Here is a 25,572-nt window from a genome sequence, read left to right as displayed (position 1 = left end):
TGGTTCACGTACGGTCCGGAGTGGCGGCCAGTCCTGCGGCGGCCTCCGCGTGGGAGAGCACGGCGGCACAGTCCAGTTCGCCGAGGCCCGCCTCGGCGGCGGCGATCAGCGTCTCATGGGTGGCGTCGCAGACGGGGGTGTCGACGCCGAGGCGGTCGGCCTCCGCGGTGGCCAGCCGGAGGTCCTTGCGCATCAGGTCGAGCCGGAACTGCGGGTCCCCGTAGGCCCGGCGGCGCATCACGCCGGCCTTGAACCGCATCACCGGCGAGCTGAAGCCGCTCTCGCTGATCATCTGGAGCGCCAGCTCGCGGTCGATGCCGGCTGCCTGGGCCAGCGTCACCGACTCGGCGAGCACCTGCATCTCCACGCCCATCAGCACGTTGAGCATCACCTTGGCGGTGGCGCCCAGACCGCTCGGGCCGAGGTGCCGGATCTCCTTCGCCAGCGGCTCCAGCACGGCGCTCAGCCGGTCGTAGGTCTCGGCCGATCCGCCGACCATGAAGCGGAGTTCGCCGTCCTTGGCGTGCTGGCCGTTGCCGATGATGCAGGCGTCGACGGCGTTGCGGCCGCGGCCGGCCACCCGCTGGGCCACCGACCGGGCGAAGTCGGGGGAGACGGTGCTGGTGTCCATCACGATGCCGTGCGCGGGCAGCGTCTCCAGGACGCCGCCGGGGCCGAAGAGCTGTTCGTCGACGGCGGCCTCGGACGCGAGGCTGAGCAGGACCACGTCGACCCGCTCGGCCAGCGCGGCCGGGGTGTCGGCGACCTCCGCGCCGCGGGCGGCGAACGGGGCGGCGCGCTCGGGGGTCCGGTTGTGGACCACGATCCGGTGGCCCTGGTCGAGCAGCCGGGAGGCCATGCCGCCGCCCATCACACCGAGGCCGATGACACCGATCCTGGTCACCGGCGGGATGGTGGGGGCGTCTGCGGGCGGGAGGTCCCGGGAGAGTGCACGCCGCTGCTGGCTGGGTATGTCGGCCATGGAGTCGACCCGCTTCCTGGTGGGCTGGTCGCGCCGGGACTCCCGGCGCTCGGAGTGCGGCGGGGAAGGCCGTGCCAGGCACCCCGCCCCACCGCGGCCGGGGTGCCGACTGCCCGTCCAGCCTAGCGGGTGAACACTCACTCCGCACTGTCTTTCGACGTCCGTTTCGAGCCGTACCGTGCACTGATCTGGCGTCAAATCGCTGCCCGGACAGACCTCCTCCCCCACCACCCGGCGAGGGCGGAGGGGGAGGAGGTCGTCACATCGGCGGGACACCGGTCCGGCAGCCGTCAGCCGGCTGCGGCCTCCGGACGGGCACCGGGGCCGGCGGCCTCCGGTCGCCCGCCGCCCTGGCCGGCGGCCTGGGCCCCCTGGCCGGCCGGCCCACCCTGCGCGCCGACGCCCTGGGCACCCGGGGCACCCTGACCGCCCTGCGCACCCTGCCACTGGCCGCCGGGGCCGCCCTGGCCCTGGTGCTGACCGCCGGGACCACCGGGGCCACCCTGTCCGCCGGGCCCACCCGGGCCGCCCTTGCCGCCGGGCGCGCCCATCGGCGCCCGCATCGGACGCTCCTGGAGGAAGAGCACCACCACGGCGCCGATCAGCGAGACCACCATGCCGACCAGGTAGACCACGTGCAGCGACTGGGCCAGCGCGTCGGACACACCGTCGCGCACCGGCTCGGGCAGCGCCCGGACCTTGGCGGGAGCGGTCAGCACGCCATCGGTGCCGAGCCGCTCCAGCGCCTCGGCCGGCACCTTCTTCGGCAGCAGGTCACGCAGCTGCGAGTTGAGGATGGCACCGAAGACGGTGACGCCCATCGCGCCGCCGAGCGAGCGGAAGAAGTTCGCCGCAGCCGTGGCCACGCCCAACTGCCGCATCTCGACCGAGTTCTGGACCGCCACGATGAGCACCTGGGTCACCATGCCGAAGCCGATGCCGAAGACGGCCAGGAAGCCGCCGGCCGCCACCTCCGAGGAGTCGGCCTTGAGCGTCGACATCAGGAAGAGCCCGAGCGACATCACCAGGAGGCCGATGATCGGGAAGATCTTGTACCTGCCCGTCGCCGCGACGACCTTGCCGGAGACGGTCAGGCTGACCACGGTGGCGAGCATCATCGGGACCAGCAGCAGGCCGGACTCGGTGGCGGTGTCACCGTTGGCGACCTGGAGGAACAGCGGGGTGTAGACGGTCGCCACGAAGAGGGAGATCGAGGTGAGGAAGAGACCCAGGGTGGCGACCAGGACCACCGGGTCCTTGAACAGCTCCAGCGGGACGACCGGCTCGGCGGCCCGCTTCTCCTGGAGCACGAACCCGATCAGCAGCACCACGGCGAGCACCAGCAGGCCGATGACCTGCACGGAGCCCCACGCGTACTGGTCGCCGGCCCAGACCGAGACCAGCAGGATCGAGACGATCGCGGCACTGAGCAGCGCCGACCCGAGGTAGTCCAGCTGGTGCTTCTGCCGGTTGACCGGGAGCTTGAGCACGGAGGTGACCACCACCAGCGCGACGGCGCCGATCGGCAGGTTGATGTAGAAGATCCAGGGCCAGCTGAGGTGGTCGACGAAGGCGCCGCCGACCAGCGGGCCGACCACGCCGGCCAGGACGAAGCAGGACTGCGCGTAACCCTGCCACTTGCCGCGCTCGCGCGGCGGGACGAGCTCGGCGATCAGGGCCATGGCCAACGCCATCAGGCCGCCGGCGCCGAGACCCTGGAGGGTCCGGAAACCGATCAACTGGCCGATGTTGGCGGAAAGTCCGGACAACGCGGAGCCGAGGAGGAAGATGGTGATGGCCGACTGGAACATCAGCTTGCGGCCGTAGAGGTCGCCCAGCTTGCCCCAGAGCGGCGTCGCGGCGGTCGCCGCGAGCATGTAGGCGGTGACCACCCACGCCAGGTGGGTGACACCGCCGAGGTCGCCGGCGATGGTCGGAAGGGCCGTCGCCACGATCGTCTGGTCCAGGGCTGCCAGGAACATGGCAAGCACCAGGGCAGCAAAGATCGTCAAGAAGGTCTTCCGTGGCACTTCTGGGGCGGGTGCAGCGTACGGGGCGCTCATTGGGTACTCCTTGAGGAGGCGTCCGCCGGCTCGGAGTCCTTGCTCCGAGCTTGAATTCGTATAGACTATACAATCAAAATTAGCCGTCAAGAGCCAACGTCAGGGCGGCCACGGCCGCCCGGAAGGGCAGCGAACGATGAGCCAACTCCAGGGGAAAATCGCGCTCGTGACCGGATCCACCTCCGGCATGGGGGCGGCGGCCGCGCTCGCACTCGCCGCCGCCGGGGCGCACGTCGTGGTCTCCGGCCGCCGGGCCGAGCTGGGCGAGGCCGTGGTGAACAGGATCCGCGAGAAGGGCGGGCAGGCGGACTTCATCGCCGCCGATGTCACCGTGGAGGATGACGTCGCCCGCCTCGTGGGTACCACGGTCGAGCGACACGGCCGGCTCGACATCGCCTTCAACAACGCCGGCGGCGGCGGCGCGTTCGGCCCGCTGGACCGCGTCCCGGCCGAGGCCTTCGCCGCGGTCCTCGCCGTCAACCTGACCGGCACCTACCACTCGCTCAAGCACGAGATCGCCGCCATGCGGGCGAGCGGCGGCGGCAGCATCATCAACAACGCCTCCACCGCCGGCGTCCAGGGCACCGCCTTCGGCCTGGGCGCGTACACCGCGGCGAAGCACGGCGTGGTCGGCCTCACCAGGGCCACCGCCCTGGAGGCCGGTCCGGCCGGCATCCGGGTCAACGCGCTCATCACCGGGCCGGTCGACACCGAGGAGTTCCGCCAGCGGGTCGGCAGCCAGCCCGGCGCGCTGGAGCGGGCCGGTTCGGGCACCGCACTCGGACGGATCGCGACCGAGGAGGAGGTGGCCAACGCGGTGGTCTTCCTGAGCAGCGACGCGGCCAGCTTCGTCACCGGCTCGCTGTTCGGCCTGGAGGGCGGCATGACGGCCGGCGTCTCGGCCGGAATGATGCAGCGGCCGGGCGGCCAGGGAGGCCCGGGCGGAGGCGGTCAGGGCGGCCCCGGCGCGGGCGGCCGGGGCCGTCCGGGACAGGGCGGCCCCGGAGCCGGTCGGCCGAACGCGGGCTGAGTCGGGAAAAGCGCATGGCCCCATTGCCATCGAACCACCCTCGGGATATTTTTTCGACATGCTCGTAAAAACCACGAGAAACACCGAAGAGTTCATCTCCGAAACCGGTGGGTGGATTGCTGGCAACCCCGTCGAGAATTCCATCCTGCTGACCATGCTGGCAGGTGCGAGGTTCCGGCCGCCGACCGCCCCGCCGATCAACTGGAGCCGGGTCGAGGACCCGACCTCCGGCTCGGCGCCGGTGGTCGGCGTGGCGGCCTTCACACCCCCGCACCTGGTCGTGCTGAGCGGGATGCCGGAGGCCGCCGCGGCCGCGCTCGGCACCGAGCTGGGCGCCGGCCCCGACCGGCTTCCCGGCGTGATCGGACCGGACGCGGCGGCCGCCGCGTTCGCCGCCGCGTGGTCCGAGGCCACCGGCCGACCCGCTCACGCGGGCCGGCGTGAGCGGGTACTGAGCCTGTCCGGCCCCGCCGTGACCTCCGACCGGCCGGCCCCGGCCGGGCAGTCCCGGGCCGCCCTGGCGGAGGAGTTGGAGCTGTTCACCGACTGGTGCCTGGAGGCCGCACACGGCGCCGGGCTCAGCCGGGAGACGGCCCGGCGGTCGGTCCAGCAGCAGATCTCCTCCGGCCTGCTGCGGGTCTGGGAGCACGAGGGCGACGCCGTCGCCATCCTCGGCCGGACCGCCTCCGTCGCCGGCGTGGTGCGGTTCAACCCGATGTACGTACGGCCGGAGATCCGCCGCGGCGGGTACGGCCGGGCGCTGCTCGGCGAGATGCTGGCCGAGCTGGCCGTACGCGAGACGGTGATCTGCCTGGCGGTCACCGGCGAGGGCAACAGCGCCATCCGGTCACTCTTCGAGTCGTTCGGGTTCCGGCCGGCCGGGGGGCTGTCGGAATTCCGCTTCGACTGAGCCGAAAGACCTTCCGGGAATTCACCCGGGAGGACGACCGGGGGCCCGGATCCGTTACGGATCCGGGCCCTTTTCCATGGCGCTCCGGAAAATCACCGGAGAATACGCGGACGGACGGTGGAGCGAATATGCGGACGGATATTTCGGCGGCTGTTCCGGCGCCGCCGCCGGGCCGCGACGACCGCACGCCGACGGCCGGGCCGAGGGTCCTCGGTCCGGCCGCTCACGGTCCTGCGGCGTACGGCCGTACGGTCACCCGACCGCACGGCCGCACGTGGTCGCTCAGTCCAGCGGGTCGGGGTCGGGCACGGCCTCCAGCAGCGAGAAGGCCGTCCCGGTGGGCACCACCCGGTTCAGCCGGAAGCCGCCGCGCCGGAAGACCTCGGCGAACTGCTCCTCGGTCCGGACCTCGCCGCTCATCGTGACCAGCATGACCAGGTCGAAGTTCTTCACGAAGCGCGGCACACCCTCGCGGTGCACCAGCTCGGCCGCGACGAAGCGGGCGCCCGGCGAGGCCTCCCGGCACTTGCGCAGCAGTCGCACCAGCGCGTCGTCCGGCCAGGAGTGCCAGACCTGCTTGGTGACGTACGCGCCGATCCCGGCCGGGACGCCGGCGAAGAAGTCGACCGGCTCGAAGTCCAGGCGGCCCTGCTCGGCCAGCTTGGCGACGTCCGGCTGGGTCCGGGCCTGCTCGATCACGCTCGGCAGGTCGGCCAGCACGCCGCGGCCGAGCGCGTCGTACTTCTGGAGGATCGCCGCCAGGTAGGTGCCCTGCCCGCCGCCCAGGTCGCAGACCGCGCCGGCCTCGGCGAACTCGGGGTAGGAGGAGACCAGGGCGTCGGAGAGCGCGTCGGTGAAGTCGGTCATCGCCTGGTTGAAGGTGGCGGCGGCACCCGGGTTGCGCTGGAGCCACGGCCAGAGCGCGGTGCCGTGCACCTTCTCGAAGCCGGGCTTGCCGGTGACCAGGCTGTGGTCCAGCGCGCCCCAGGAGGACCAGAGCCACTCGGCACCGACCATCCGGGCCATCGCGTCCATCGAGCCCGGCACGCCGGGGCGCAGCAGCTCGGAGAGACCGGTGTTGGCGAAGACGCCGGGCTCGGTCTCCTCGAAGACACCGTCCTCGGCGAGCAGCCCCAGCACCTTGGCGAGCGGGCCGGCGGCCACCCCGGCGCGCTCGGCGAGTTCGGCGGCCGGCAGCGGGCCGTCGGCCAGCAGCTCGGCGATCCGGTACTCGGCGGCCAGTGCCAGGCAGCGCGGCGTGGACGGGAACATCAGTTCGGAGAGGAACACCGCGCCGGCCGAGGCAGGGGCGGTCTGGGGAACGGCGGTCATAAGGGTGAGGCCTCCCTGCGGGGACCGGGCCGCGGGCGGACGGTGCCCGCGGCCCGAGCGGTCATGGGTGGACGGGACGACGGACCGGTCCGCCCTGCACGGACCGCCGGGCGGACCCGGCGGTGCGTGCGCGGCGGGCCCGTCGGCCCGGCACCGCGCGGCCCCGAACGGGCCGGGACCACGCGGCGGTTGCCCGGAAGGGGCTCAGCCCAGCAGGGCGAAGGCGAAGCCGCCGCCCGGGTTGGCCATGAACTTGTTGGTCGGCGGGATCTCCCCGCCGGCGGCGATGCCCACGGCCGGGCCGGACAGCGCGATCCGGGCCGGGGTCGGGACGGTCTCGGCGTCACCGGCGGCCAGCTGGCCCCAGTTGTTCCAGCCCCAGCCGAGCACCGAGCCGTCGGCGAGCAGTGCCAGCGCGTGGCCGCCGGTGCCCGGGTTGGCGTCGGTGCCGCCACCGCTGGCCGTCACCGCCTTGACGCCGGTCAGACCCGGCACCGGGGCGGGCACCGCGCGGTCGACGGTGGTGCCGTCGCCGAGCTGGCCGCCGTCGTTGAGGCCCCAGGCCGCGACGGTGCCGTCGGCCAGCAGCGCCACCGTGTGGTGGTAGGCGCCGACCAGCTGGGTGACCGGGCCGAGGCCCTGCACCTTCTGCGGGGCGGCGCGGTCGATCAGGGTGCCGTCGCCGAGCTGGCCGCGGTCGTTGAAGCCCCAGACCGAGGCGGAGCCGTCGGCGTGCACGGCCAGGCTGTGGCCGCCGCCGGCGCTCAGCCGGACCGCCGGCTCCAGGCCCTCGATCACGGCCGGACGCGGCCGGCAGTCGAAGGAGGCGGTCATGTAGGAGCGGACGATCCGGCCCTCGCGGGTGGAGTTCGGGCCGTCGCCCAGCTGGCCGCGGTCGTCACGGCCCCAGGACCAGACGGTGCCGTCGGCCTTGAGGGCCAGGTTGTGCGCGCCGCCGACGGCGAGCTCGATCACGTCCTCCAGGCCGTCGACCCGGACCGGGACCGGCTGCACGCCGAAGTTGGCCTCGCCGAGGGCGCAGAAGAAGCCAGCGCCCCAGGCCCAGACCGTGCCGTCCTCCAGCAGCGCGGCGCTGTGCCCGCCGCCGGCGCCGGCCGAGCGGACCCGGCCGGGCAGGCCGATCGTCCGGACCGGGCTCGCCTGGTTCTCCGTCGAACCGTCGCCGAGCTGGCCGAAGGCGTTGCGGCCGAAGCCCCAGAGCTCGCCGTCGGCGGTCAGGGCCAGGGCGTGACCGCTGCCGGCCACGACCCGGACCACGCCCTCCAGGCCCTTGATGTCCTGCGCGGCGGCCCGGTTGACGGTCCCGCCGTCGCCGAGCTGGCCGTTGGTGTTGTCACCCCAACTGCTGATGATCCCTGCCATGGTGATGCCACCTCTCAATCGTCGGGGAGCGTCAGGCCCAGAACTGGTCGACGGCGTACTGGTCCTCGGGGTAGGTCCAGAACTCGGCGATCAGGCCGTCCTGGATGCGCGCCACGTTGACGAACGGCATCTCGAGGCTCTTGCCCTCGCGCTCGTAGCGGGTGAAGACCGTGGCGAACGCGAACGTGTCGCTGGCGCCGATCTCGTGGATCTCCATCTGGATGCGGCCCTGGCAGATCTCGAACATCCGGCCGGCGAAGGCCAGTGCGGACTCGATGCCCTCGTGCGCGCCGGACAGTTCGCTGGTGCCCGGGTAGTAGTGCACGCAGTCCTTGGTCCAGTAGCCGGCGGCCTTCTGGACGTCGCCCACGGTGAACGCGGCGTAGACCGCCTCCATGAGCTTGGCGTTGGGGTGGTCGACGACCTTCATGATTCTCCTCCTGTGGGTGGTGCCTTGCGGGGCGGGAAGGGAAAGGTGAGGACGTCAGCCCGCGGCGCGGCGGACGACGTCGACCAGGGAGGCCCGGTCCGGGGCGGGGAACGGCGGCGGCCCGCCCGCGGCGGCCTGCTTGACCCGCAGCCGGATCTCCTCGTCCTCGTAGAGGCCGGCCGGGTTGTCGAGCGACATCATGGTGCGGGCCAGCCGGCGCCAGACCACCTCGTCGGTGGCGGCCGCCTCGGCCACGGTGCCGAAGGTGATGACGTCCGGCGGCAGCGGCGGCAGCTGCTGGCCGGCCACGGTGGCCCGCCAGAGCCGGGCCCGGCCCGCGTCGTTGCGGACCGCGTCCTCGAACCACGGGCGGAAGGTCCGCCCGGCCAGGCCGGCCGCCAGCGCGGCCTGCTCGGCGTCCGGCTCCGGGTGCTCGCGCACCAGGTCGGCCAGGCCGAGCACGTGGGCGATGGCCAGGGAGACCCCGCGCCCGTACGCCGGGTTGGTGGTGCAGACCGCGTCGGCGACCGGCAGGAAGCCGGGGACCGGCTGCGCGTTCTGCCCGTACAGCCGCAGCGAGTTGTCCAGGCCGCCCATCGCGTGCACCGGCGAGATCGGCGCGGCGACCTCCGGCGACACCCAGGGGGCCAGCAGCGGGGTGGCGCGGACCGCGGCGGTGAACGCGTCCTCGATGCGCAGCGCCTTCAGCTCCGTGTCGTCCGGCAGCACGCCGAAGGAGATGGTGAAGGTGTTGCTGTCACCGAGGAACAGCACGCCGGTGTAGTGGTCCCAGAGCCCGCCGGCGCCGAAGCCGCGGTTGAGCGGACCGGCCGGACGCGGGCTCAGCGCACGGTAGTAACGGGTGTAGTAGGTGATGTCGGCGCTCTGCGCGACCTGCTCCGGCTCGGCCAGGCCGTGCTCGCGGAGCCACTCGTGTCCCTGCGAGCGGCGACCGCTCGCGTCGATCACCAGGTCGGCCGCGACGCTGCGGCCGTCCTTGGTGACGACGCCGGTCACCCGGGCCGGGCCGCGGTCGGCCACGGTCAGACCGCGCACCGTCTCGCCCCGCCGGAAGGAGATCCCGGGCCGGCGCAGCGCCTCCTGGCGGAGGATCAGCTCGAAGGTCGAGCGCCGGCTGCCGATCATCCGGAGCTCGGCGTCGGACGGGTGCGGGGTCTTGTCGGCCAGCGACGGCGGCATCGCCCGGCCGAGCTCGATCTCCCGGGCACCGGCCGCGACCAGGGCCTGGTAGACGGCGGGCAGCCGGTCCCGCAGCAGGTTGGTGCCGAGCGAGCCGAAGGCGTGCGACTGGTGCATCTGCGGCACGGTGGGCCGCTGCCAGTCGCTGTGCGCCAGGTCGACGGTGTCCGGCGCCTCGTTGGCGTCACGCTCCAGCACCGTGACGTCGTGCCCGAGGTCGGCGAACGCCAGCGCGGCCACCAGGCCCGCGACGCTGCCACCGATGATCAGTGTCCGTGTCATGACCTCAACCCGTGGTGGTGGGAGTGGAAAGGCTCGCCCGCGGGGTGTCCCGCGAGGTCTCGGCCTGGATGTGGAACCGGATGGACTTCGCGTTGGTGAAGCACTCGCGCATCGGGCGCACCAGGTCCCGGTGCTCCTCGGTCTCCTCCCAGGCCACGAAGTCGTCCAGGGCGCGCCACTCGCTGGTGATCAGCCACTGCTCCGGGTCGGTGGACGACTGGCAGACCTGGTCGCGGACGTGTCCGGGGACACCCTCGGCCACCAGATGGCGGACCTGCTCGTACGCCTTGAGGAAGTCCTCGCGGCGCTCTTCCTTGACGGTGATGAGGAAGAGCACGCGGCCTCGCGCCGCGCCCTCGTCGACCGGCATGGCGGTCTCCCTTCCGAGGTCGTTGGGTGTCAGGAGTGCGCGCGCAGGACGACGGCGCTGTTGAAGCCGTCGAAACCGCGGGCACCGATCAGCGCGGCGCCGACCTCGACGGCCTGCTCCTCGCGGACGAAGGCCAGCTCGCAGCCGTCGGCCGGGCGGGCCGGGCCCGCCGAGGGCGGGATCAGGCCGTTGTCCATGGCCAGCACCGCGGTGGCGGCGTCCAGTGCGCTGCCGCCCTGGTAGAGCCGCCCGGTCAGCGGCTTCTGGGTGGTGACGGCGGCCGGGCCGGCCTCGCCGAACACCTCGCGCAGCGCCTGCACCTCGGTGCGGTCGTACGCCGCGACGCCGACCGCGTCAGGGAAGGCCACGTCGACGTCGCCGGGGGTGAGCCCGGCCCGTTCGATCGCGGTGCCCAGCGCGCGGGCGTACTGGCGGACCGAGCCTGCGCCGGTCCGGGTGGTGGAGGCGCCGTCGTGGGTGGCGGCCCAGCCGGAGATCTCGGCGCGGATCCGGGCACCCCGGGCCAGCGCGTGTTCGAGGTCCTCGACCACGAAGACCGCGCCGCCCTCGCCCGGCACGTAGCCGGCCGCGCGCTCGTCGAACGGCAGGTACGCCGCCGCCGGGTCGGTGCCGGTGTAGAGCCGGCCGCTGCGCTGCTGGCAGGCGAGCGCGTACGGGCCGAGCGGCGCCTCGGTGCCGCCGGCCAGCACCACGTCCGCGCCGCGGCGGATCAGGCGGGCGGCGTGCGCCAGGGAGTCCAGACCGCCGGCGCCCTCCGAGACGAGGACGCTGGACGGGCCCTTGGCCTGGTGCCGGATGGCCAGCTGGCCGACGGTCGCGGCGTAGAACCAGGCGATCGACTGGTAGGCGCCGACGGTCCGCGAGGTGTCCGGCTGCCAGAGCCGCTGGAGCTCGCGCTGGCCGAACTGGTTGCCGCCGGACGAACTCGCCAGCGCCACCGAGAACTTGTAGGGCTCGACCGTCGACGGATCCAACTCGGCTTCGCCGAAGGCCAGTTCGGCCGCCGCGTAGGCCAGGTGGGTCCAGCGGTCGGTCTGCACCTGGAGCCGGCGCTCGACGTACCGGTTGGCGTCGAAGTCGCCGACCTCGCCGGCCAGCGTGGTCTCGTACGAACTGGCGTCGAAGAGCGTGATCGGGCCGATCCGGCTCTCGCCGCCGCAGACCGTCTTCCAGTGGGCCTCACTGCCGGTCCCGCTCGGCGCGACCACGCCGACGCCGGTGATGACCGCGCGCCGCTCGCTCATCGGATCCTCCCGAGCTTGGCGAAGAGCATCGCGGACTGGAAGCCGCCGAACCCGCTGCCGACCGACAGCGCCGCACCGACCCGTACCTCACGGGCGTTGTTGGGCGTGTAGTCGAGATCGCACTCGGGGTCCCGGTTCTGCCAGTTGGCGGTCGGCGGGACGACCCCGCGCTCGACGGCCAGCGCGCAGGCGGCCATCTCGATCGCGCCGATCGCGCCCAGCGAGTGGCCGACCATCGACTTGATCGAGCTGATCGGCACGCCGTACGCGGCGTGGCCCAGCGAGCGCTTGAACGCGCCGGTCTCGTGCCGGTCGTTCTGCCTGGTCCCGGAGCCGTGGGCGCTGATGTAGTGCACGTCCTCGGGGTTGAGCCGGGCCTGGCGGAGCGTGTCGCTGATCGCCTCGGACATCTCCAGGCCATCCGGGCGCAGCCCGGTCATGTGGAAGGCGTTGCCGCGGTTGGCGTAGCCGACCACCTCGCAGTAGATCCGGGCGCCGCGCCGGCGGGCGTGCTCCAGCTCCTCCAGGACGAGCACCGCGCAGCCCTCGCCGAGCACGAAGCCGTGCCGGTCCCGGTCGAACGGCCGGGAGGCGTGCTCCGGGTCGTCGTTGTCCGGGGTGGTGGCCTTGATCGCGTCGAAGGAGGCCACGGTGACCGGGGAGATCGGCGAGTCGGAAGCACCGGTGATCATCACCTCGGCCTCGCCGTCCACCAGCAGCTGGTAGGCGTGGCCGATCGCGTCGATGCCGGAGGTGCAGCCGGTGGAGACCACCACGGCCGGGCCGTGCACCGCGTGCCGGGCGGCCACGTCGGCGGCCAGGCTGCTGGGGATCAGGCCCTGGTAGAGGAAGGGACTGGTGACGTCCGGGTCGACCAGCCAGTTCCGGCCGGAGTCGCTGGCCACCACGAACTCGTCCTCCAGGACGATGGTGCCGCCGACCGCCGAGCCGAGCACCACGCCGGTGGCCTCACGGGTCTGTTCGTCGAGCTGCAGTCCGGCGTCGGACACCGCCTCCTGGGAGGCGGCCAGCGCGAACTGGACGTAGCGGTCGGCGCGGCGCAGCTCCAGCGGGGTGAGGCCGGCCGCGACTGCGTCGAAGTCCGCCTCGGCGGCGATCTGCGAGCGGAACGCCGACGCGTCGAACGCGCTGATCCTGCGGGTCGCCGTGCGGCCGGAGGTGATGAGGTCCCAGAAGGACTCCCGGGTGGTGCCGCCGGGCGCCACCACACCGATCCCGGTGACCACCACGCGGCGGGCACCTGCGGAGGGGGATGCGGTCATCGCTCCCCCAGCACTATGTGTCCCTCGTGCGCCTTGGTGCCCGGGCCGTCCTCGGTGTCGACGTGGCCCAGCTCCGGGGAGGGCGCCAGCGGGCCGAGGTGGAAGACCACGAAGGCCTCCTCGTTGCCGGTGTTGCGCAGCCGGTGCCGGACGTCCTTGGGGATGACCAGGCCCTGGCCGGCGAACAGCTCGAACGGCTTGTCGTCCAGGTCGAGGGTGAGCTCGCCCCGGACGAGGAGCACGAACTCCTCGCTGTACGGGTGGTAGTGCTCGCTGATCCGCTCCCCGGGCTGGAGCCGGGCGATCCCCATGAAGCCCGAGGTCGAGCCGACCGTGGCCGGGGAGAGCACCGCACGGGTCTCGCCACCGCGCTTCCGGTTGGCGGGGACGTCGTCGATGCCGACGATTCGGTAGTTCCTGACGGCCATGGCGCTCACTCCTCTTCGGCGGGGCCGGCCTGGGCGGTGCCCCGGTCGGCGGCGAGTGCCTCGACCTTGCGGCGGATGATCTCCAGCTGCACGGGCGAGTTGGTGTTGAGGCGTTCGGTCATGCCCTGGTCGTCGACCGGGGCGGCGGGCTTCATCGAGAAGTCCTGGATCCAGGTCATCCGGGTGCCGCCCTCGGGCAGCTCCTCGTAGCGCCAGTGGATCTGCATGTAGGCGAAGGGCCCGGTCTCGACCCGGTGGGCGTGGACGGTGCGGTCGGCCGCGTTGACGGTCCGGTCGCTGACCCAGCTCCAGATCCGCCCCTCCTCGTCCGGGTGCATGGTGAGCCGGAACCGGACGGTCTCGCCGCGCTGCTCGATGATCTCGGCGGACGCGTACTCGGTGAACAGCTCGGGCCAGCCGGCGACGTCGTTGGTGACGTCCCAGACGAGCTTGAGCGGGGCCTGGATGACGATGCCGTTCTCGGTGTGTCCGGCCATCGGTCAGCTCACCGCCCCGGCGCCCTGCAGCTGGGCGACGATCTCGTCGACGCTGAGGGCAACGGCGCCGTCCGGGACCTTGAGGCCGTACCGGTCGGCGATCACCGCCTCCAGCTCCAGGACGGCCAGCGAGTCGAGGCCGAGCTCCTCCAGGGGGACGTGCCGGGAGCCCTCGAAGACGTCCGGCGCCGCGCCGGCGCTGGTGATGAGGACGTTCTCGATCTCCGCCGCGGTGACGACCGTGGTCGTCCCGCCGGCCTGGTGGTCGGTCATGGTGCTGCCTCTCGTTTCTCCGGTGTAGGGACTGCTCCGGGGCGGGGGTGCCGCTCCGGGGCACAGCGCTGCTCCGGGGTGAACGGACCCCGTCGGTCAGGGCGCCGGCGGTGGTCGGGTCACCGACCGCCGGTACCGGACTCCCAGCTGTAGAAGCACTGGGCGACCGCGTCCTGCGGGGAGCGCCACGTGGCCAGGTAGGGGGAGATGAACGGGGTGAGCCGTTCGCTGACGCGGGCGAACTCGGGGTGGCGGCGGGCGGCGTCGACCGCTGCCTGACCCGGGTCGTCGGTCTCCAGCAGGTGGACGTAGGTGTCGCCGAGCAGGTACAGCGAGCGGTGGGTGACGCCGGCGATCCGCGGCAGTTCGGTCTCGTCCGACTCGCCGAAGATGCGGGCGACGTCGCCCTCCGATCCGGGCACCATCCGGGCGATGATCAGTGAGCGGTGCATGGGGGCTCCCCTCGGGGTGCGGTGGGCTCGGGCTGGTGGACTCAGTGCTGCGGGCGGCCGACCGGCTGGATGGCACCGATGTCGAGAAGGATCCGGGGCACGTTGTCGCCGATCCACGACTCGACGACCCGGCCGTCGACGATCCGGTGGCAGGACATCTCGTGCACCGTGACCGGCTTGCCGGTCGGCGGGATGTCGAACAGCTGCCCCTGGTGGGTGCCGCGGGTGGTGAAGCGGGCGTAGACCCGGTCGCCGTCGCCGGCCACGTCCTCGACGGTCACGTGGACGTCGGGGAAGGCGTTGCGCCAGAGCAGCACGGCCTGGCGGAACGAGTCCGGGCCGGGCGGCATCGGGGGCAGGCCGGGGGCGTGCACCACGTAGTCCTCGGCGAAGCGGTCGCCGATGGTGGACAGGTCGCCGTCGTTGAAGGCCCGCTCGGTCAGGTCGCGGATGAGGGCCTTGTTGGTCTCGACCGTGGTCTCGGTGGACGAGGTCATGACACTCCTTTGCTCGGCGGACGACCCTGCGGCCGAGGCCGTGGGCGGTCCGGGTGGGCGGAAGTCAGGGCTTCGCAAACCGGGGCAGGGAAGGCCCCGGAGGTGGACCGGCGCAGGTCAGAGAAGTGCGGCGAGGGTGAAGCAGACCGCCGCACCGATCGCGCCCATGGTCCGGGTCTCGTGCGCCAGGTGCCACCGACGGCGCTTGCCGCGCCAGGCGGCGTCGCTGTCCTGGTGGGGGCTCCAGCGCTCGATCTGGCGCCAGATCGGGCGGTTGACGCCCTCGGAGGCGACCGCGACGGTCGCCATGCCGACGGTGCCGGCCGCGTACAGCACCTTGGCCACCTTGCTCTCCGAGCGGACGGCCTTGGTGGCGCCCACGGTGGCGGTGGCGATGCCGTTCCAGAAGGCGATCGGGTGGAACACGTGCATGTCGATGAGCTGGCACGTGTTGACGTACCGGTCGTAGGGCAGAGAGTTCAGCATCGGCAGGATCGAGGTTTTCATGATCCACAAGGTGCCGAGCTGAACGCTGGACGATGTCACCAGCCAGACGTTCGCATTGTCCTTCATGTCGATTCCTCGAATCGATCCTGGAGATCACGGGACGTTCGCCGAGTGTTCGGCGAACCGGGGCGGGGTCGCCCGGTGCGATGGCACGGGACCCCGGGGGCCGGGGCATCTCGGCCCCCGGGGCGGCCCCGCCGGCTCATCCTTGCCGCCGGGCGGTCCCAGTGTCAGGAGGCATCCGTCTCCACCGGGCTGGGACGTCGCCCGGGCGTCCACGGACCGCGTCCCGGTCCTCCCGGGCCGGTTGCCCAGCCGGTTCGTTGCACCAACCGGCCAGGGAGGAGGCCGTGTTGACGCGCGCACCGGCTGCACCCTACGGTGCGAGCGGGCACTCACTCACTTGACTGTCCGGGCCCGCGACCACCCTGCCGAGCCGACCGGCCGGCGGACATCCCAGGAGGTGTCGAGCCGATGACGATCGATGTGCACGGCCACATCACGTCGCCCGAACTCTTCCGCCGGTTCCCCATGCCGCCGAGCCTCGTCGACGTCGACGGCATGGTGGAACTCAAGGCGGCGGCCGGGATCACCACGTCCCTGGTCGGCAGTCCCGTAGGCGCGGGCACCATGGTGCGCACGCCGGGACTGGACAACTACCGCCAGCCGCTCGACACCCTGGAGCGGTTCCACGACTGGCTCGGCGAGCAGGTCCGGGCCCGGCCCGGAGCCCTCCGCGGATACGTCTACACCAACCCGCTGGGCTCCGACGCCGAGCTGGCCGCCACCGCCAAGCGCCTCGAACAGCCCGAGTTCGTGGGGCTGATGGTGAACTCCAGCATCGAGGGGCGCTTCCTCGACGGCCCGGAGGCCGACGCCTTCTTCGCGATGGCCGCACAGTACCGGACCCCGGTCATGCTGCACCCGCCGGCCGAGCCGGCCGGTGCCGGCGAGCTGGACGACCTGCGGCTGGTCGAACAGATCGCCCGGCCCTGCGACGTCACGCTGGGAACGGCGGCGGTGCTCTTCGCCGGCTGGTTGGAGAAGTACCCCGACCTGCGGATCGTCGCGCCGGTCTGCGGCGGCGGGCTGCCGCTGCTGCTGGAGCGGTTGGAGCTGGCCCGGCGGATGCCGGTCACCTTCGGGCGGCCGGGCGCGGGCGGCCCGCCGCCCGGCGCCGGCGGGCCCCCGGCGGGTGTCGGCGGACCCCCGGCGGGCGGGCCCGGTGCGGCGGGCCGGCCCGGCGGTCCCGGAGGGCCGGGGACGGGCGGACCGGGCGGGCCGGGTGCGGCGGCACCGGCCGGTCCCCCCGTCCCGCCGCTCGCCGAGGTGCTCGGCCGGGTGTACGTCGACACGGCGACCCCGAGCCTGCGCGCCATCGCCGCCGCGGTCGACGCCTTCGGGGTCGGCAACGTCATGTTCGGCACCGACTCCCCGCCGATGAGCGCACCGCTGGACGCCTCGCTCGCCCGGCTCGACGGGCTCGGCCTGGACGCCACCGCGGTCGCCCGGATCCGGCACGGCAACGCCGCCGAGCTGTTCGGCCTGGCGCCCGCCGCGCCGGACCGCATCTGAACCCGGCACATCCCGAGCGGACCCGGGTAGCACCGGGCCCGGACTCACCCCGACCCGCCGGCGCCGCCCGCGCCCCGGCACCGCAACGGTCCCGGCTCCACGCCGGATCCGGGACCGCGCCGGGACCGCGCCGGGACCGCGTTCCGCGGTTCCGCGCCGGCACGACCCACCGGGAACCACGCACCGGGAACCACCCACCACGGGGGCCAGGGGCCACGCGCCTGGAACCACCACCGACAAGCGACAGGGAGGTGCCGTCATGACGGCAGCCGCACCGACCGACCCGCCGGGCCCGCCCGCCGGACGCCCGGGCGGCGGACCGCCCCCGGGCTTCGCCGGCCCACCCGGCGGACGCCCGGGCGGGCCGCCGCCGGGGGTCTTCGGCCCGCCCGGCGGAGGACCGCCCGGCGCGGGAGCGCCCCAACCCGCACCCGAACGGGTCCCCGCCGACCGGCAGTTCGCCGGCAGCCGGGTCCTGGTGGTCGGCGGCTACGGCAGCATCGGCGCCGCCGTCGCCGAGGACCTCGCCGCCCAGGGCGCCCGGGTGGCCGTCGCCGGCCGCTCGCTGAAGAAGGCCGAGGAGACCGCCGACCGGCTCGCCCCGCTGGCCGCCCGGGGCGGGGAGGTCGTCGCCCACGCCGTCGACGTCGCCGACCGTGCCGACGTGGACCGGCTGGTGGACACCCTGGTCGCAGGCTGGGGCGGCATCGACGTCCTGGTCAACTGCGCCAGCGCGCTGGTGACGGTCGGCGCCGAGACCATCTCGGAGGAGGACTGGCGCACCATCGTCGACACCAACCTGCTGGGCGCCTTCTGGCTCTCCCAGTCGGTCGGGCGGGCCATGATCGCGGGCGACGGCGGCCGGATCGTCCATCTCTCCTCCGTACGCGGCAAGTTCGGCGCACGGCGCGGCTTCAGCGCGTACGGCGCGAGCAAGGCGGGCCTGGACCTGCTGGTCAAGCAGCTGGCCGCCGAATGGGGCCGGCACCGGATCGCGGTGAACGCGGTCGCTCCCGGCTTCGTGCGCACCGACTTCGTCCAGGAGAACGCCCAGAACCCGGAGTTCATGAGGATGGTGATCGGCCGGATCCCGCTGGGCCGCACCGCCGAGCTGCACGAGGTCGCGGACGCCGTGACCTTCCTCGCCTCACCGCGGGCCGGATTCATCTCCGGCCAGGTGCTGTACGTGGACGGCGGCGTCACCGCCAGCCAGTGACAGCGCCACCTCCCCACCCCGACGGGGCCGGACCCGGCCCCGAACCGTCAGGAGACGACATGAGCACGTGGCACGCGCTGTACTACCCGCTGCTCCCGGGCAGCGAGGACACCGTCAAGGAGCTGTTCCGCAAGAGCGGCCGCCCGGAGTTCGACGTCCGCACCCCGGACGGCACCGTCGTCGGGAAGCTCCTCGGCACCCAGGCCTTCGTCGGCAAGGAGCTGGCCGTCCGGGTCATCGAGATCGAGGGCCCGCTCCCGCTGGTGGCCGCGCACATGAGCCAGCAGCCGGCCGTCCGCGAGTTCGAGCGGGAGCTGGAGAACCACCTGGCCGTCCCCCGCGACATGACCAGCCGGGAGGGCGCCCAGGCCTTCTTCCGGCTGGCCTCGATGGAGAACGTGCTCTCCCGCCGCCACGACCAGCCCCTCCAGGGGGAGTGACATGAAGATCGGAATCGGACTGCCGACCTCGCTGGAAGGTACCGCGGGCGAGGACGTGGTCGGCTGGGCGGTGCAGGCCGAGGCCGCCGGGTTCTCCACGCTCGGCACCATCGACCGCCTGTTGCACACCAGTTGGGAGCCGCTCACCACGCTGGCCGCGGCCGCCGCGGTCACCGAGCGGATCGGTCTGGCGACCAGCATCCTGATCTCGCCGCTGCGCTCCAACACCGCGCTGCTGGCCAAGCAGGCCGCCACCGTGGACCGGCTCTCCGGCGGGCGGCTCACCCTCGGGCTGGCCGTCGGCTCGCGACCGGACGACTTCGAGGCCGGCCGGATCGAGAAGACCGGCCGGGGCGCCCGGACCGGCACCCAGGTGGCCGAGCTGCGCCGGCACTGGGCCGACGCGCAGGCCGGCCGGGAGCCGGCCGTCGGACCGGCGCCGGTCCGGCAGAACGGGCCGGAGCTGATCCTCGGCGGCCACTCGCCGGCCGCACTGCGCCGGGCGGCGCGGCTGGGTGACGGCTGGATCGGCGGCGGCACCGGCCCGATGATGTTCGCCCAGGGCGCGCAGTCGCTGCGCGAGCTGTGGACGGAGGAGGGCCGCGAGGGCGCGCCCCGGCTGGTGGCGCTGGCGTACTTCGCGCTGGGCGGGGACGCGACCAAGCACACCGAGGGCTACCTGCGGTCCTACTACCGGGACGCCGGTCCGTTCGTCGAGCACATCCTGCGCGGCGCCGCCGACTCGGCGGGCAAGTTGCGCGGGATCGTCGGCAAGTACGCCGAGGCGGGCTGCGACGAGCTGCTGTTGATGCCGTGCTCCCGGGACCTCGACCAGGTCACGGCCGCGGCCGAGGTGCTGGGGCTCCAGGGCTGACCACGGCACGGCGGGGAGGGGCGGGCGGCCACTGGCCACCCGCCCCTCCCCCGTTCCCCGCCCGGGTCCGGCGACGGGGGGGTCCGGCAGGTCCGGCGGTCCGGCGCCGGGGCGCCCCGGGCGGGGCGGGCCGCCGGCGCCGCGGCGCCGGACCGCGGAAGGTCCGCCGCCCGGCACTGCTCGCCGGGCGACGGACCGGTCCGGACGGGCCCGCCGGGGCCGGGCCGGTGCTACACGGGCGCCGGGGCCAGCGTCCGCCACAGCTGCCGGACGAAGGCCTCCGCCTCGCGCAGCGCCTCCTGGCCGGCCGACGGCGCGGCGAACACGCCCCCGTACGCGGCCAGGTAGCAGGCGCCGAGCAGGAGCTGGGACGCGGCCATCGGGTCGGCGTCCCGGCTGACCACGTCGACCCGCTGGGCCCGGCGCAGGTAGTCGGCCAGCAGCTCGGAGGCCCGGTGCGGGCCGGCGTTGTTGGCCCGCATCCACTCCCGGTGCCGGTCGAGCAGCTTGGGCTCGGCGAAGACCGAGAGCAGCATCGGCATCGACTCCCGGTAGAAGGCGAGCGCTTCCTCGGCCACCTGCTGGAGGGTCGCGCGGACCTCCCCCTCGGTGCCGATCTCCTCCGGCAGGGCGCGCAGCACGGGCAGCAGCCCGGGCAGCCGCTCGGCCAGGACGGCCAGGAAGACGTCCTCCTTGCTGCGGAAGTGCCGGTAGATGGTGCCCTCGGAGCAGCCCGCCACCTCCGCGATCTCCTTGGTGGTGCAGCGGGCCAGGCCGAGGTCCCGGATCACCCGCTCGGCGGCGTCGACGATCTGCTCGCGCATACTCATGAAGGCTCCGAAGGGACGGGTGCGGCCGGGGTCGTCCCGGTCCGCGACTGCGGAGTGGTTACCGAAGGATAGCGTGTAGGTGAGCGCCCGCTCACCCGTTCGGGCCGGTCCGTGGCCGGCTCCGGTACGCACGGCGCCGGCCCTGCCGCCCGGTTGGACGGCAGGGCCGGCGCGGCACTGTCCAGACGCGGCACCGCTCAGCGGGGCGGTCCGGCGGGGCCGCCCAGCCCGGGCGGCGGCCCGACCAGCTGCACGCCGAGCGGCTCCAGCGCGCCCAGCAGTCGGGCGAAGTCCGGCGGTCCCTGGAGCGGCGGGGGGAGTTCCAGGCTGGTGGCCGGCTCGCCGGTCTGGAAGAACCACTCCTCGAAGCCGGCCGGGGTCCCGAGCACCAGGAACCGGGTGCCCTCGGTCTCCACCCGGTACTGGTGGGCGATGCCGCGCGGCGCGAACACGGTGGCACCCGGGCCGACCTTGTGCTCGTCGTCGCCGATCCGCAGCACCATCTCGCCCTCCTGGACGATGAAGAACTCGTCCTCGCGGGTGTGCAGGTGGACGGGCGAGGCGTAGCCCGCCGGCGAGAGCTGCTCGGCGAGCCAGAACTGGCCGTTGGTCTCGGCGCCGGTCGCCTTGAACTTGAGCAGGGCGCCCACGTGCCAGATGGCGCGACCCTCGTCGGGCTGCTTCACGAACGGTTGGGACGTCACTCGGTTCCTCCTCGGTCGGCGGGCCCGCGCGCGGGACCGCTCGGAAACGGTGCGGAAACTGATGGAGCGCCTGATCGGTCGGAGCGTCAGGCCGCGGTGCGGACGGCGCTGGTGGCCAGCACGGCGGCCACCACCTCGTCCGGTCCGGGCGCGAAGGCGTCCTCCAGCTCGGGGCTGAAGGGCACCGGCGCGTGCGGCCCGGTGACCATCCTGACCGGTCCGCGCAGCGCCGCGAAACGGTCCTGCGCGACCTGGGCGGCGATGTCGGTGGCCAGGCTGCACCGCGGGTGCGCCTCGTCGACCACGACCAGGCGGCCGGTCTTCTCGACGCTGGCGTAGATGGTCGAGGTGTCCAGCGGCGAGAGCGTCCGGGGGTCGATCACCTCGACGTCCACGCCCTCGGCGGCCAGCCGCTCGGCGGCGGTGAGCGCGACCGAGACCATCCGGCCGATCGCGACCACGGTGGCGTCCGCGCCCTCGCGGACCACCTTGGCCGTGCCGAACGGGATCGCGTACGGCTCCTCGGGGACGGGGCCGGGCGCGAAGTAGAGCATCTTGTGCTCCAGGAAGAGCACCGGGTCGTCGTCCACCAGCGCCTGCGCCATCAGGCCCTTGGCGTCGTACGGGTTGGACGGCGCGACCACCTTGATGCCGGGCAGGTGGACGAAGAGCGGGTGCAGCGCCTGCGAGTGCTGGGCGCCGCGGCGCAGGCCGGTGCCCCACATCGCGCGCAGCACCAGCGGCACGGAGACCTTGCCGCCGGACATGTAGCGCAGCTTGGCGGCCTGGTTGGCGATCTGGTCGAAGCAGACGGTGGCGAAGTCGACGAAGAGCAGGTCGACCACCGGGCGCAGGCCGGTCGCCGCAGCGCCGACCGCGGCGCCGACGAAGGCCGCCTCGGTGATCGGCATGTCGAGCACGCGGTCCGGGAACTCGATGTGCAGGCCCTTGGTCGGGCCCCACGCGTTGGTGCTGTCCTCGCCCATCAGGACCACGGAGCGGTCGAAGCGCATCTGCTGGGCGAGCGCCTCCCCGATGGCCTGCTGGTAGGTGATGGTACGCACGTGACTCTCTCCTCCGGAGGTGGTCCCGACCGACCGGCGCCGGTCGGCGGGCGGACTCGTCCAAGGCCGTGCGCGCCCGCGGGCGGACGCGTCGAAGGCCGCGCGCGTCAGCGGGTGTAGACGTCCGTGAGCAGGCTCGCCCGGTCCACCGTGAACGGCTCCGCCGAGGCCACGACGGCGGCCTCCACGAGGGCGGCGACGTCCCGGTCGATCCGGTCCAGTTCGAAGGCGGCGGGCCCTGCGGCGGTGCCGTCGGCGATCCGGGCGCGGAGCAGCAGCAGCGGGTCGGAGTCGGCGCGGAGCCGGTCCGGGTCCGCGCTCGGGCGGTAGGACTGGTCGTCCCAGAGCTCCATGTGGCCGTGGAACCGCTCGGCCCGGAACTCCAGGACGGTCGGCCCGTCGCCGGCCCGGGCGCGCTCGACCGCCTCGGTGGTGGCGGCGTGCACGGCGAGGACGTCGTAGCCGTCGACCACCGCGCCGGGGATACCGAACCCGGCCGCGCGCTGGGCCATGTCGGTGCCGGAGAAGTGCCGGTCGGCGGGGGTCGCCTGGGCGTAGCCGTTGTTCTCGACGGCGAACACCACCGGCAGGTCGAGCATGCGGGCGAACACCAGGCTCTCCAGCACCGCCCCCTGGTTGGCGCCGCCGTCACCGGTGAAGGCCACCGCGACCTGTCCGGTGCCCTGCTGACGAGCCGTCAGGGCGGCGCCGCAGGCGAGCGGCACGCCGCCGCCGGCGAGGCCGTTGGCGCCGAGCATGCCGCGGTCGAAGTCCGCGATGTGCATCGAGCCGCCCTTGCCGCCGCAGAGGCCGTCGGGGCGCCCGTGCAGTTCCTTCATCATGGCCTCGACGTCACAGCCCTTGGCGATGGCGTGACCGTGGCCGCGGTGGGTGCTGGCCAGGTAGTCGTCGGGGGCGAGCGCCGCACAGACGCCCGCCGCGACGGCCTCCTGTCCGCTGTAGAGGTGGACCGCGCCGGGCAGGTTCTTCGCCAGCCCGTGCAGACGGTCCTCGAAAGCTCGGATCATGCTCATCGTCCGGTAGATCTCAGCGATCTGATCGACCGTCAAACGTGTGGTACGGGATGTGCCCATGGGGTCGCCTCCTCGGCTCTCCGGGGGACGGCCGGCGAGTCGCCGCGCGACCCGGTCGCCGGCCGCGCTCGTGGCCCGACTCCCATGAGGGTAAGTGCTCACTCACATGGGTGCAACCAAGTGTCCGAATCCGCCACGGCGCCATACACCACTCCCCCCGCCCACCCTTGCGCCCTGTGCAACAGCCCGCCTAAGGTCTTGTCCCGGGTGGATTGGGATCACGGCACAGAACACGCGACGGACCGTTTGTGCGGGGTTCGCCGTGCCGGTTTGCGCGTATGTCCGACGAATTCCTTTTCCCCGCGCCAGAAACGCCCGTGCACTGTGGGTTCGACGCGAGCGACGGGGGGATTTCAGGAACCATGCTGGATCAGATAGCCAAAACCTCCGGCGGGGAAGACCGAAGACCAACCAGCCTGGCCATGGACGGCGTGGCGACACTCGCTACGCGCGGTGAACGGAACACCTCCGACCGGATCGGACGGTTGGTGAGCACCCTCATCGGGCTGGTCACGGGTCTCGGCGCCGCCGGCCTGCCACCGGCCCCGGAACCACGCGGCGGCCGGCCGAAGGACTCCGCTCCGCCGCCCGCGCCCGGCCCCTTCACCCTGTCCTGGCTGCATCTGGCGCTGTCCCATCCGCGCCGCCGGCCGGACGGGGCGAGGGCCGACGAGCCGGAGCCCGCCTGTCCGGCCGACGCCGCCCGGCTCGACGAGCGCCGTCGGGTCCGCCGCGAGCTGCACGACTCGCTCGCCCCCAGGCTTGCCGCCCTCCACATGCGGATGGAGCTGGCCGGCCTCTCGCTGACCGGCGACGCCGACCAGGCCCCGGCCCTGCTGGCCCAGGCCCGGGAGGACGTCAGCACCGCCATCGCCGACGTCCGGCAGGTGATCCGCGACCTCGACACGTCCGAGTCCCGGTCCACGCCCAGTCCCGGCACGCTGCGCCAGTTCCTGCACCGGCAGGTCCGCGCCTTCGAGGAGGCCGGGGCCGGTCGGCTCCGTTTCGTCACCGAGCTGCCGACCCTCGTCGACGGTTTCCCGGACCGTGTCCAGAACGAATTGAAGAATATCTCCGGCGAAGCCGTCGCCAATGTCGCACGGCACGCCCAGGCCACCGTCTGCCGGATCTCGGCCTCCATCGGCCGGAACGGCCTCGACCTTTCGATCGAGGACGACGGGGTGGGGATTTCCAGCGGTTCCGTCGGCGGAATAGGACTGCCGTCCATGTGTGTCCGCACCAGGGAACTCGGCGGGATTTTCTCGGTCGAGACCAGAGCCCCGCACGGCACCGTGATCCGGGTGCGGCTGCCGCACTCGGTGCTCACCGGCGACGCGGACCGGACCGGTTGACCCACGCGTTCCCGCCTTTCTCCCACGGCCCGCCGGTACGGCGGAGTCCGTGTCCGACCGACCCGTGCCGCCCCCGGCCCGTCCCCCGGGTTCCCGCTATCCGCACCCTCTCCTAGGAGCTCCCATGGACCCGGTCGCGCCTCGAAACCTTCGTATCCTCGTGGTCGACGACCACGAGCTTTTCCGGGCTGGTTTACGCCAACTCCTGGACCGGATCGACTCCCTGACCGTCGTCGGCGAGGCCTCCAGCGGCGCCGACGTGCTCTCCGCCGTCGAACGCCTGGCCCCGGATGTCGTCCTGATGGACATCAGCATGCCGGGCACCGACGGCATCGAGGCGACCCGCACCCTGCTCGCCCGCCACCCCCGGGTCGCGGTGGTGATGCTGACCGCCGACGACAACGACGACTCCATCGTCGCCGCGGTCCGGGCCGGTGCCCGTGGCTACCTGGTCAAGGGCGCCGGCCTGGACGACGTGCGCCGGGCCATCACCGCCGTCAGCCAGGGCGGGGCCCTCTTCGGCCCGGAGGCGGCCGCCCACCTGTTGGCCCAGGTCAGGCGACCGGCTCCGGAGCGCGAGCCGTTCCCCGACCTGACTCCCCGGGAGATGGCCGTCCTGACCATGCTGGCGGACGGCCGCAACAACTCCTTCATCGCCAACGAGTTCGGGCTGTCGATGAAGACGGTGCGCAACTACCTCTCCCGGATCTTCAGCAAGCTGCAGGTCACCGACCGCGCCGAGGCCGCGGTCCGGGCCCGGCGGGCCGGGCTCGGCAGCTAGCCCGTCCCTGGGAGGTCCGCGGACCTGCCCGCGGACCTGCCCCGGGGCGGAGCGGACCGGCCCGGGGTGGGCCGGGCCGGCCGGGGTGCCGTCACCTCTCCAGCTGCGCCCAGAGTTCGGCCTCGTTCCGGCTCAACGGGGCGGCCTCGGCACCGGCCCGCTCCGGGTGCCAGTCCGGCACACCCGGCGGCGGCAGCACCGGTTCGGGCCGGCGGGCGCCCGGCAGCGCCGAGGGCGAGGTCAGCGGGGCCATGGCCAGCCCGAGCCAGATCATGCCGTCGGCCAGGTACCGGCCGGAGCGCCGCGCCCACCGGCGCAGCAGGAGACGACGGTGGGCACGGCGCAGAGCGGATCGCATCGGAAGGCCTCCGGCGGGACGGCAGCGGGGGGAAGCGGTGCTACCGCCATCCTGGTGACCTGCCGTCCCACCGTCATGGGGCGGGAATCCCCATCGCGCT

The 25,572-nt window shown here is 73.4% G+C and carries 28 protein-coding genes; 8 read left to right on the top strand and 20 right to left on the bottom strand.

Features of this window, described 5'->3' with window-relative positions; translation table 11 throughout:
* Positions 1–4: 4 nt before the first annotated feature.
* A complete protein-coding gene (locus PUR61_RS30120; protein ID WP_329882651.1) occupies positions 5–982 on the bottom strand; it encodes an NAD(P)-dependent oxidoreductase in 978 nt (325 codons plus the stop codon).
* Positions 983–1,272: 290 nt separating this feature from the next.
* Positions 1,273–2,994, bottom strand: coding sequence for an MDR family MFS transporter (locus tag PUR61_RS30115; RefSeq protein ID WP_329882650.1), 1,722 nt, complete (start codon positions 2,992–2,994; stop codon positions 1,273–1,275).
* 217 nt (positions 2,995–3,211) lie between these two features.
* Here PUR61_RS30115 and PUR61_RS30110 point away from each other — a divergent pair, with 217 nt between their 5' ends.
* Together PUR61_RS30110 and PUR61_RS30105 are read left to right on the top strand one after the other, a co-directional pair.
* Positions 3,212–4,075 carry an SDR family NAD(P)-dependent oxidoreductase gene (locus PUR61_RS30110; RefSeq protein WP_329882649.1) on the top strand — a complete coding sequence of 288 codons (864 nt, stop codon included), beginning with the start codon at positions 3,212–3,214 and terminating at the stop codon, positions 4,073–4,075.
* A 154-nt stretch (positions 4,076–4,229) separates the two neighbouring features.
* Positions 4,230–4,985, top strand: coding sequence for a GNAT family N-acetyltransferase (locus PUR61_RS30105; RefSeq protein ID WP_329882648.1), 756 nt, complete (start codon positions 4,230–4,232; stop codon positions 4,983–4,985).
* Between the two features lie 282 nt (positions 4,986–5,267).
* Here PUR61_RS30105 and PUR61_RS30100 read toward each other — a convergent pair whose 3' ends face one another.
* From PUR61_RS30100 to PUR61_RS30040, 13 genes are all read right to left on the bottom strand, one after another.
* Positions 5,268–6,317, bottom strand: coding sequence for an ArsR family transcriptional regulator (locus PUR61_RS30100; protein WP_329882647.1), 1,050 nt, complete (start codon positions 6,315–6,317; stop codon positions 5,268–5,270).
* 204 nt (positions 6,318–6,521) lie between these two features.
* A complete protein-coding gene (locus PUR61_RS30095; protein WP_329882646.1) occupies positions 6,522–7,700 on the bottom strand; it encodes an RCC1 domain-containing protein in 1,179 nt (392 codons plus the stop codon).
* A gap of 31 nt (positions 7,701–7,731) precedes the next feature.
* A complete protein-coding gene (locus PUR61_RS30090) occupies positions 7,732–8,130 on the bottom strand; it encodes a nuclear transport factor 2 family protein (RefSeq protein WP_327681289.1) in 399 nt (132 codons plus the stop codon).
* 54 nt (positions 8,131–8,184) lie between these two features.
* On the bottom strand, positions 8,185–9,612 hold the full coding sequence (locus PUR61_RS30085; RefSeq protein ID WP_329882645.1) for a tryptophan 7-halogenase: 1,428 nt from the start codon (positions 9,610–9,612) through the stop codon (positions 8,185–8,187).
* Between the two features lie 4 nt (positions 9,613–9,616).
* Complete coding sequence (locus tag PUR61_RS30080) at positions 9,617–9,982, bottom strand: antibiotic biosynthesis monooxygenase family protein (RefSeq protein ID WP_329882644.1); 366 nt, start codon at positions 9,980–9,982, stop codon at positions 9,617–9,619.
* A gap of 29 nt (positions 9,983–10,011) precedes the next feature.
* A complete protein-coding gene (locus PUR61_RS30075) occupies positions 10,012–11,247 on the bottom strand; it encodes a beta-ketoacyl synthase N-terminal-like domain-containing protein (protein ID WP_329882643.1) in 1,236 nt (411 codons plus the stop codon).
* Positions 11,244–12,530: a beta-ketoacyl-[acyl-carrier-protein] synthase family protein gene (locus PUR61_RS30070; RefSeq protein ID WP_329882642.1), complete on the bottom strand. Its 1,287-nt coding sequence runs from the start codon at positions 12,528–12,530 to the stop codon at positions 11,244–11,246. The genes PUR61_RS30075 and PUR61_RS30070 overlap by 4 nt, the downstream gene beginning before the upstream one ends.
* Positions 12,527–12,958 (bottom strand): cupin domain-containing protein, encoded by a 432-nt coding sequence (locus PUR61_RS30065; RefSeq protein WP_329882641.1) that lies wholly within the window; start codon positions 12,956–12,958, stop codon positions 12,527–12,529. The genes PUR61_RS30070 and PUR61_RS30065 overlap by 4 nt, the downstream gene beginning before the upstream one ends.
* A 5-nt stretch (positions 12,959–12,963) precedes the next feature.
* Entirely contained in the window at positions 12,964–13,455 is a 492-nt protein-coding gene (locus PUR61_RS30060) for an SRPBCC family protein (RefSeq protein ID WP_329882640.1), read from the bottom strand.
* Positions 13,456–13,458: 3 nt separating this feature from the next.
* Positions 13,459–13,728, bottom strand: coding sequence for an acyl carrier protein (locus tag PUR61_RS30055; protein ID WP_329882639.1), 270 nt, complete (start codon positions 13,726–13,728; stop codon positions 13,459–13,461).
* A gap of 119 nt (positions 13,729–13,847) precedes the next feature.
* Positions 13,848–14,180, bottom strand: a complete 333-nt coding sequence (locus PUR61_RS30050; protein ID WP_329882638.1) for a TcmI family type II polyketide cyclase — start codon at positions 14,178–14,180, stop codon at positions 13,848–13,850.
* A 41-nt stretch (positions 14,181–14,221) separates the two neighbouring features.
* Positions 14,222–14,677 carry an ester cyclase gene (locus PUR61_RS30045; RefSeq protein ID WP_329882637.1) on the bottom strand — a complete coding sequence of 152 codons (456 nt, stop codon included), beginning with the start codon at positions 14,675–14,677 and terminating at the stop codon, positions 14,222–14,224.
* A gap of 117 nt (positions 14,678–14,794) precedes the next feature.
* A complete protein-coding gene (locus PUR61_RS30040; protein WP_329882636.1) occupies positions 14,795–15,250 on the bottom strand; it encodes a hypothetical protein in 456 nt (151 codons plus the stop codon).
* A gap of 408 nt (positions 15,251–15,658) precedes the next feature.
* Here PUR61_RS30040 and PUR61_RS30035 point away from each other — a divergent pair, with 408 nt between their 5' ends.
* The 4 genes from PUR61_RS30035 to PUR61_RS30020 all read left to right on the top strand — a co-directional run bounded on the left by PUR61_RS30035 (position 15,659) and on the right by PUR61_RS30020 (position 19,289).
* Positions 15,659–16,759, top strand: a complete 1,101-nt coding sequence (locus PUR61_RS30035) for an amidohydrolase family protein (protein WP_329882635.1) — start codon at positions 15,659–15,661, stop codon at positions 16,757–16,759.
* A 259-nt stretch (positions 16,760–17,018) separates the two neighbouring features.
* Positions 17,019–17,975: an SDR family NAD(P)-dependent oxidoreductase gene (locus PUR61_RS30030; RefSeq protein ID WP_329882634.1), complete on the top strand. Its 957-nt coding sequence runs from the start codon at positions 17,019–17,021 to the stop codon at positions 17,973–17,975.
* A 59-nt stretch (positions 17,976–18,034) separates the two neighbouring features.
* Positions 18,035–18,415 (top strand): SchA/CurD-like domain-containing protein, encoded by a 381-nt coding sequence (locus PUR61_RS30025; RefSeq protein WP_329882633.1) that lies wholly within the window; start codon positions 18,035–18,037, stop codon positions 18,413–18,415.
* 1 nt (position 18,416) lies between these two features.
* On the top strand, positions 18,417–19,289 hold the full coding sequence (locus PUR61_RS30020) for an LLM class flavin-dependent oxidoreductase (protein ID WP_329882632.1): 873 nt from the start codon (positions 18,417–18,419) through the stop codon (positions 19,287–19,289).
* A gap of 230 nt (positions 19,290–19,519) precedes the next feature.
* Here the strand turns inward: PUR61_RS30020 and PUR61_RS30015 are convergent, their stop codons facing one another.
* The 4 genes from PUR61_RS30015 to PUR61_RS30000 form a co-directional block, all read right to left on the bottom strand.
* Positions 19,520–20,119, bottom strand: coding sequence for a TetR/AcrR family transcriptional regulator (locus tag PUR61_RS30015; RefSeq protein ID WP_329882631.1), 600 nt, complete (start codon positions 20,117–20,119; stop codon positions 19,520–19,522).
* A gap of 197 nt (positions 20,120–20,316) precedes the next feature.
* On the bottom strand, positions 20,317–20,823 hold the full coding sequence (locus PUR61_RS30010) for a quercetin 2,3-dioxygenase (RefSeq protein ID WP_327681265.1): 507 nt from the start codon (positions 20,821–20,823) through the stop codon (positions 20,317–20,319).
* An 86-nt stretch (positions 20,824–20,909) separates the two neighbouring features.
* Positions 20,910–21,887 carry an alpha-ketoacid dehydrogenase subunit beta gene (locus tag PUR61_RS30005; RefSeq protein ID WP_329882630.1) on the bottom strand — a complete coding sequence of 326 codons (978 nt, stop codon included), beginning with the start codon at positions 21,885–21,887 and terminating at the stop codon, positions 20,910–20,912.
* Between the two features lie 107 nt (positions 21,888–21,994).
* Complete coding sequence (locus tag PUR61_RS30000; protein ID WP_329882629.1) at positions 21,995–22,921, bottom strand: thiamine pyrophosphate-dependent dehydrogenase E1 component subunit alpha; 927 nt, start codon at positions 22,919–22,921, stop codon at positions 21,995–21,997.
* A gap of 548 nt (positions 22,922–23,469) precedes the next feature.
* Here PUR61_RS30000 and PUR61_RS29995 point away from each other — a divergent pair.
* Positions 23,470–24,333 carry a sensor histidine kinase gene (locus tag PUR61_RS29995; RefSeq protein WP_329882628.1) on the top strand — a complete coding sequence of 288 codons (864 nt, stop codon included), beginning with the start codon at positions 23,470–23,472 and terminating at the stop codon, positions 24,331–24,333.
* Positions 24,334–24,457: 124 nt separating this feature from the next.
* Positions 24,458–25,114, top strand: coding sequence for a response regulator transcription factor (locus PUR61_RS29990; RefSeq protein ID WP_329882627.1), 657 nt, complete (start codon positions 24,458–24,460; stop codon positions 25,112–25,114).
* Positions 25,115–25,205: 91 nt separating this feature from the next.
* Here the strand turns inward: PUR61_RS29990 and PUR61_RS29985 are convergent, their stop codons facing one another.
* Complete coding sequence (locus tag PUR61_RS29985) at positions 25,206–25,472, bottom strand: hypothetical protein (protein WP_329882626.1); 267 nt, start codon at positions 25,470–25,472, stop codon at positions 25,206–25,208.
* Positions 25,473–25,572 lie beyond the last annotated feature (100 nt).

Source organism: Streptomyces sp. BE20 (genome assembly GCF_036322525.1).
Taxonomy (GTDB): Bacteria; Actinomycetota; Actinomycetes; order Streptomycetales; family Streptomycetaceae; genus Kitasatospora.
This window is presented reverse-complemented; position numbering and strand designations above follow the sequence as displayed.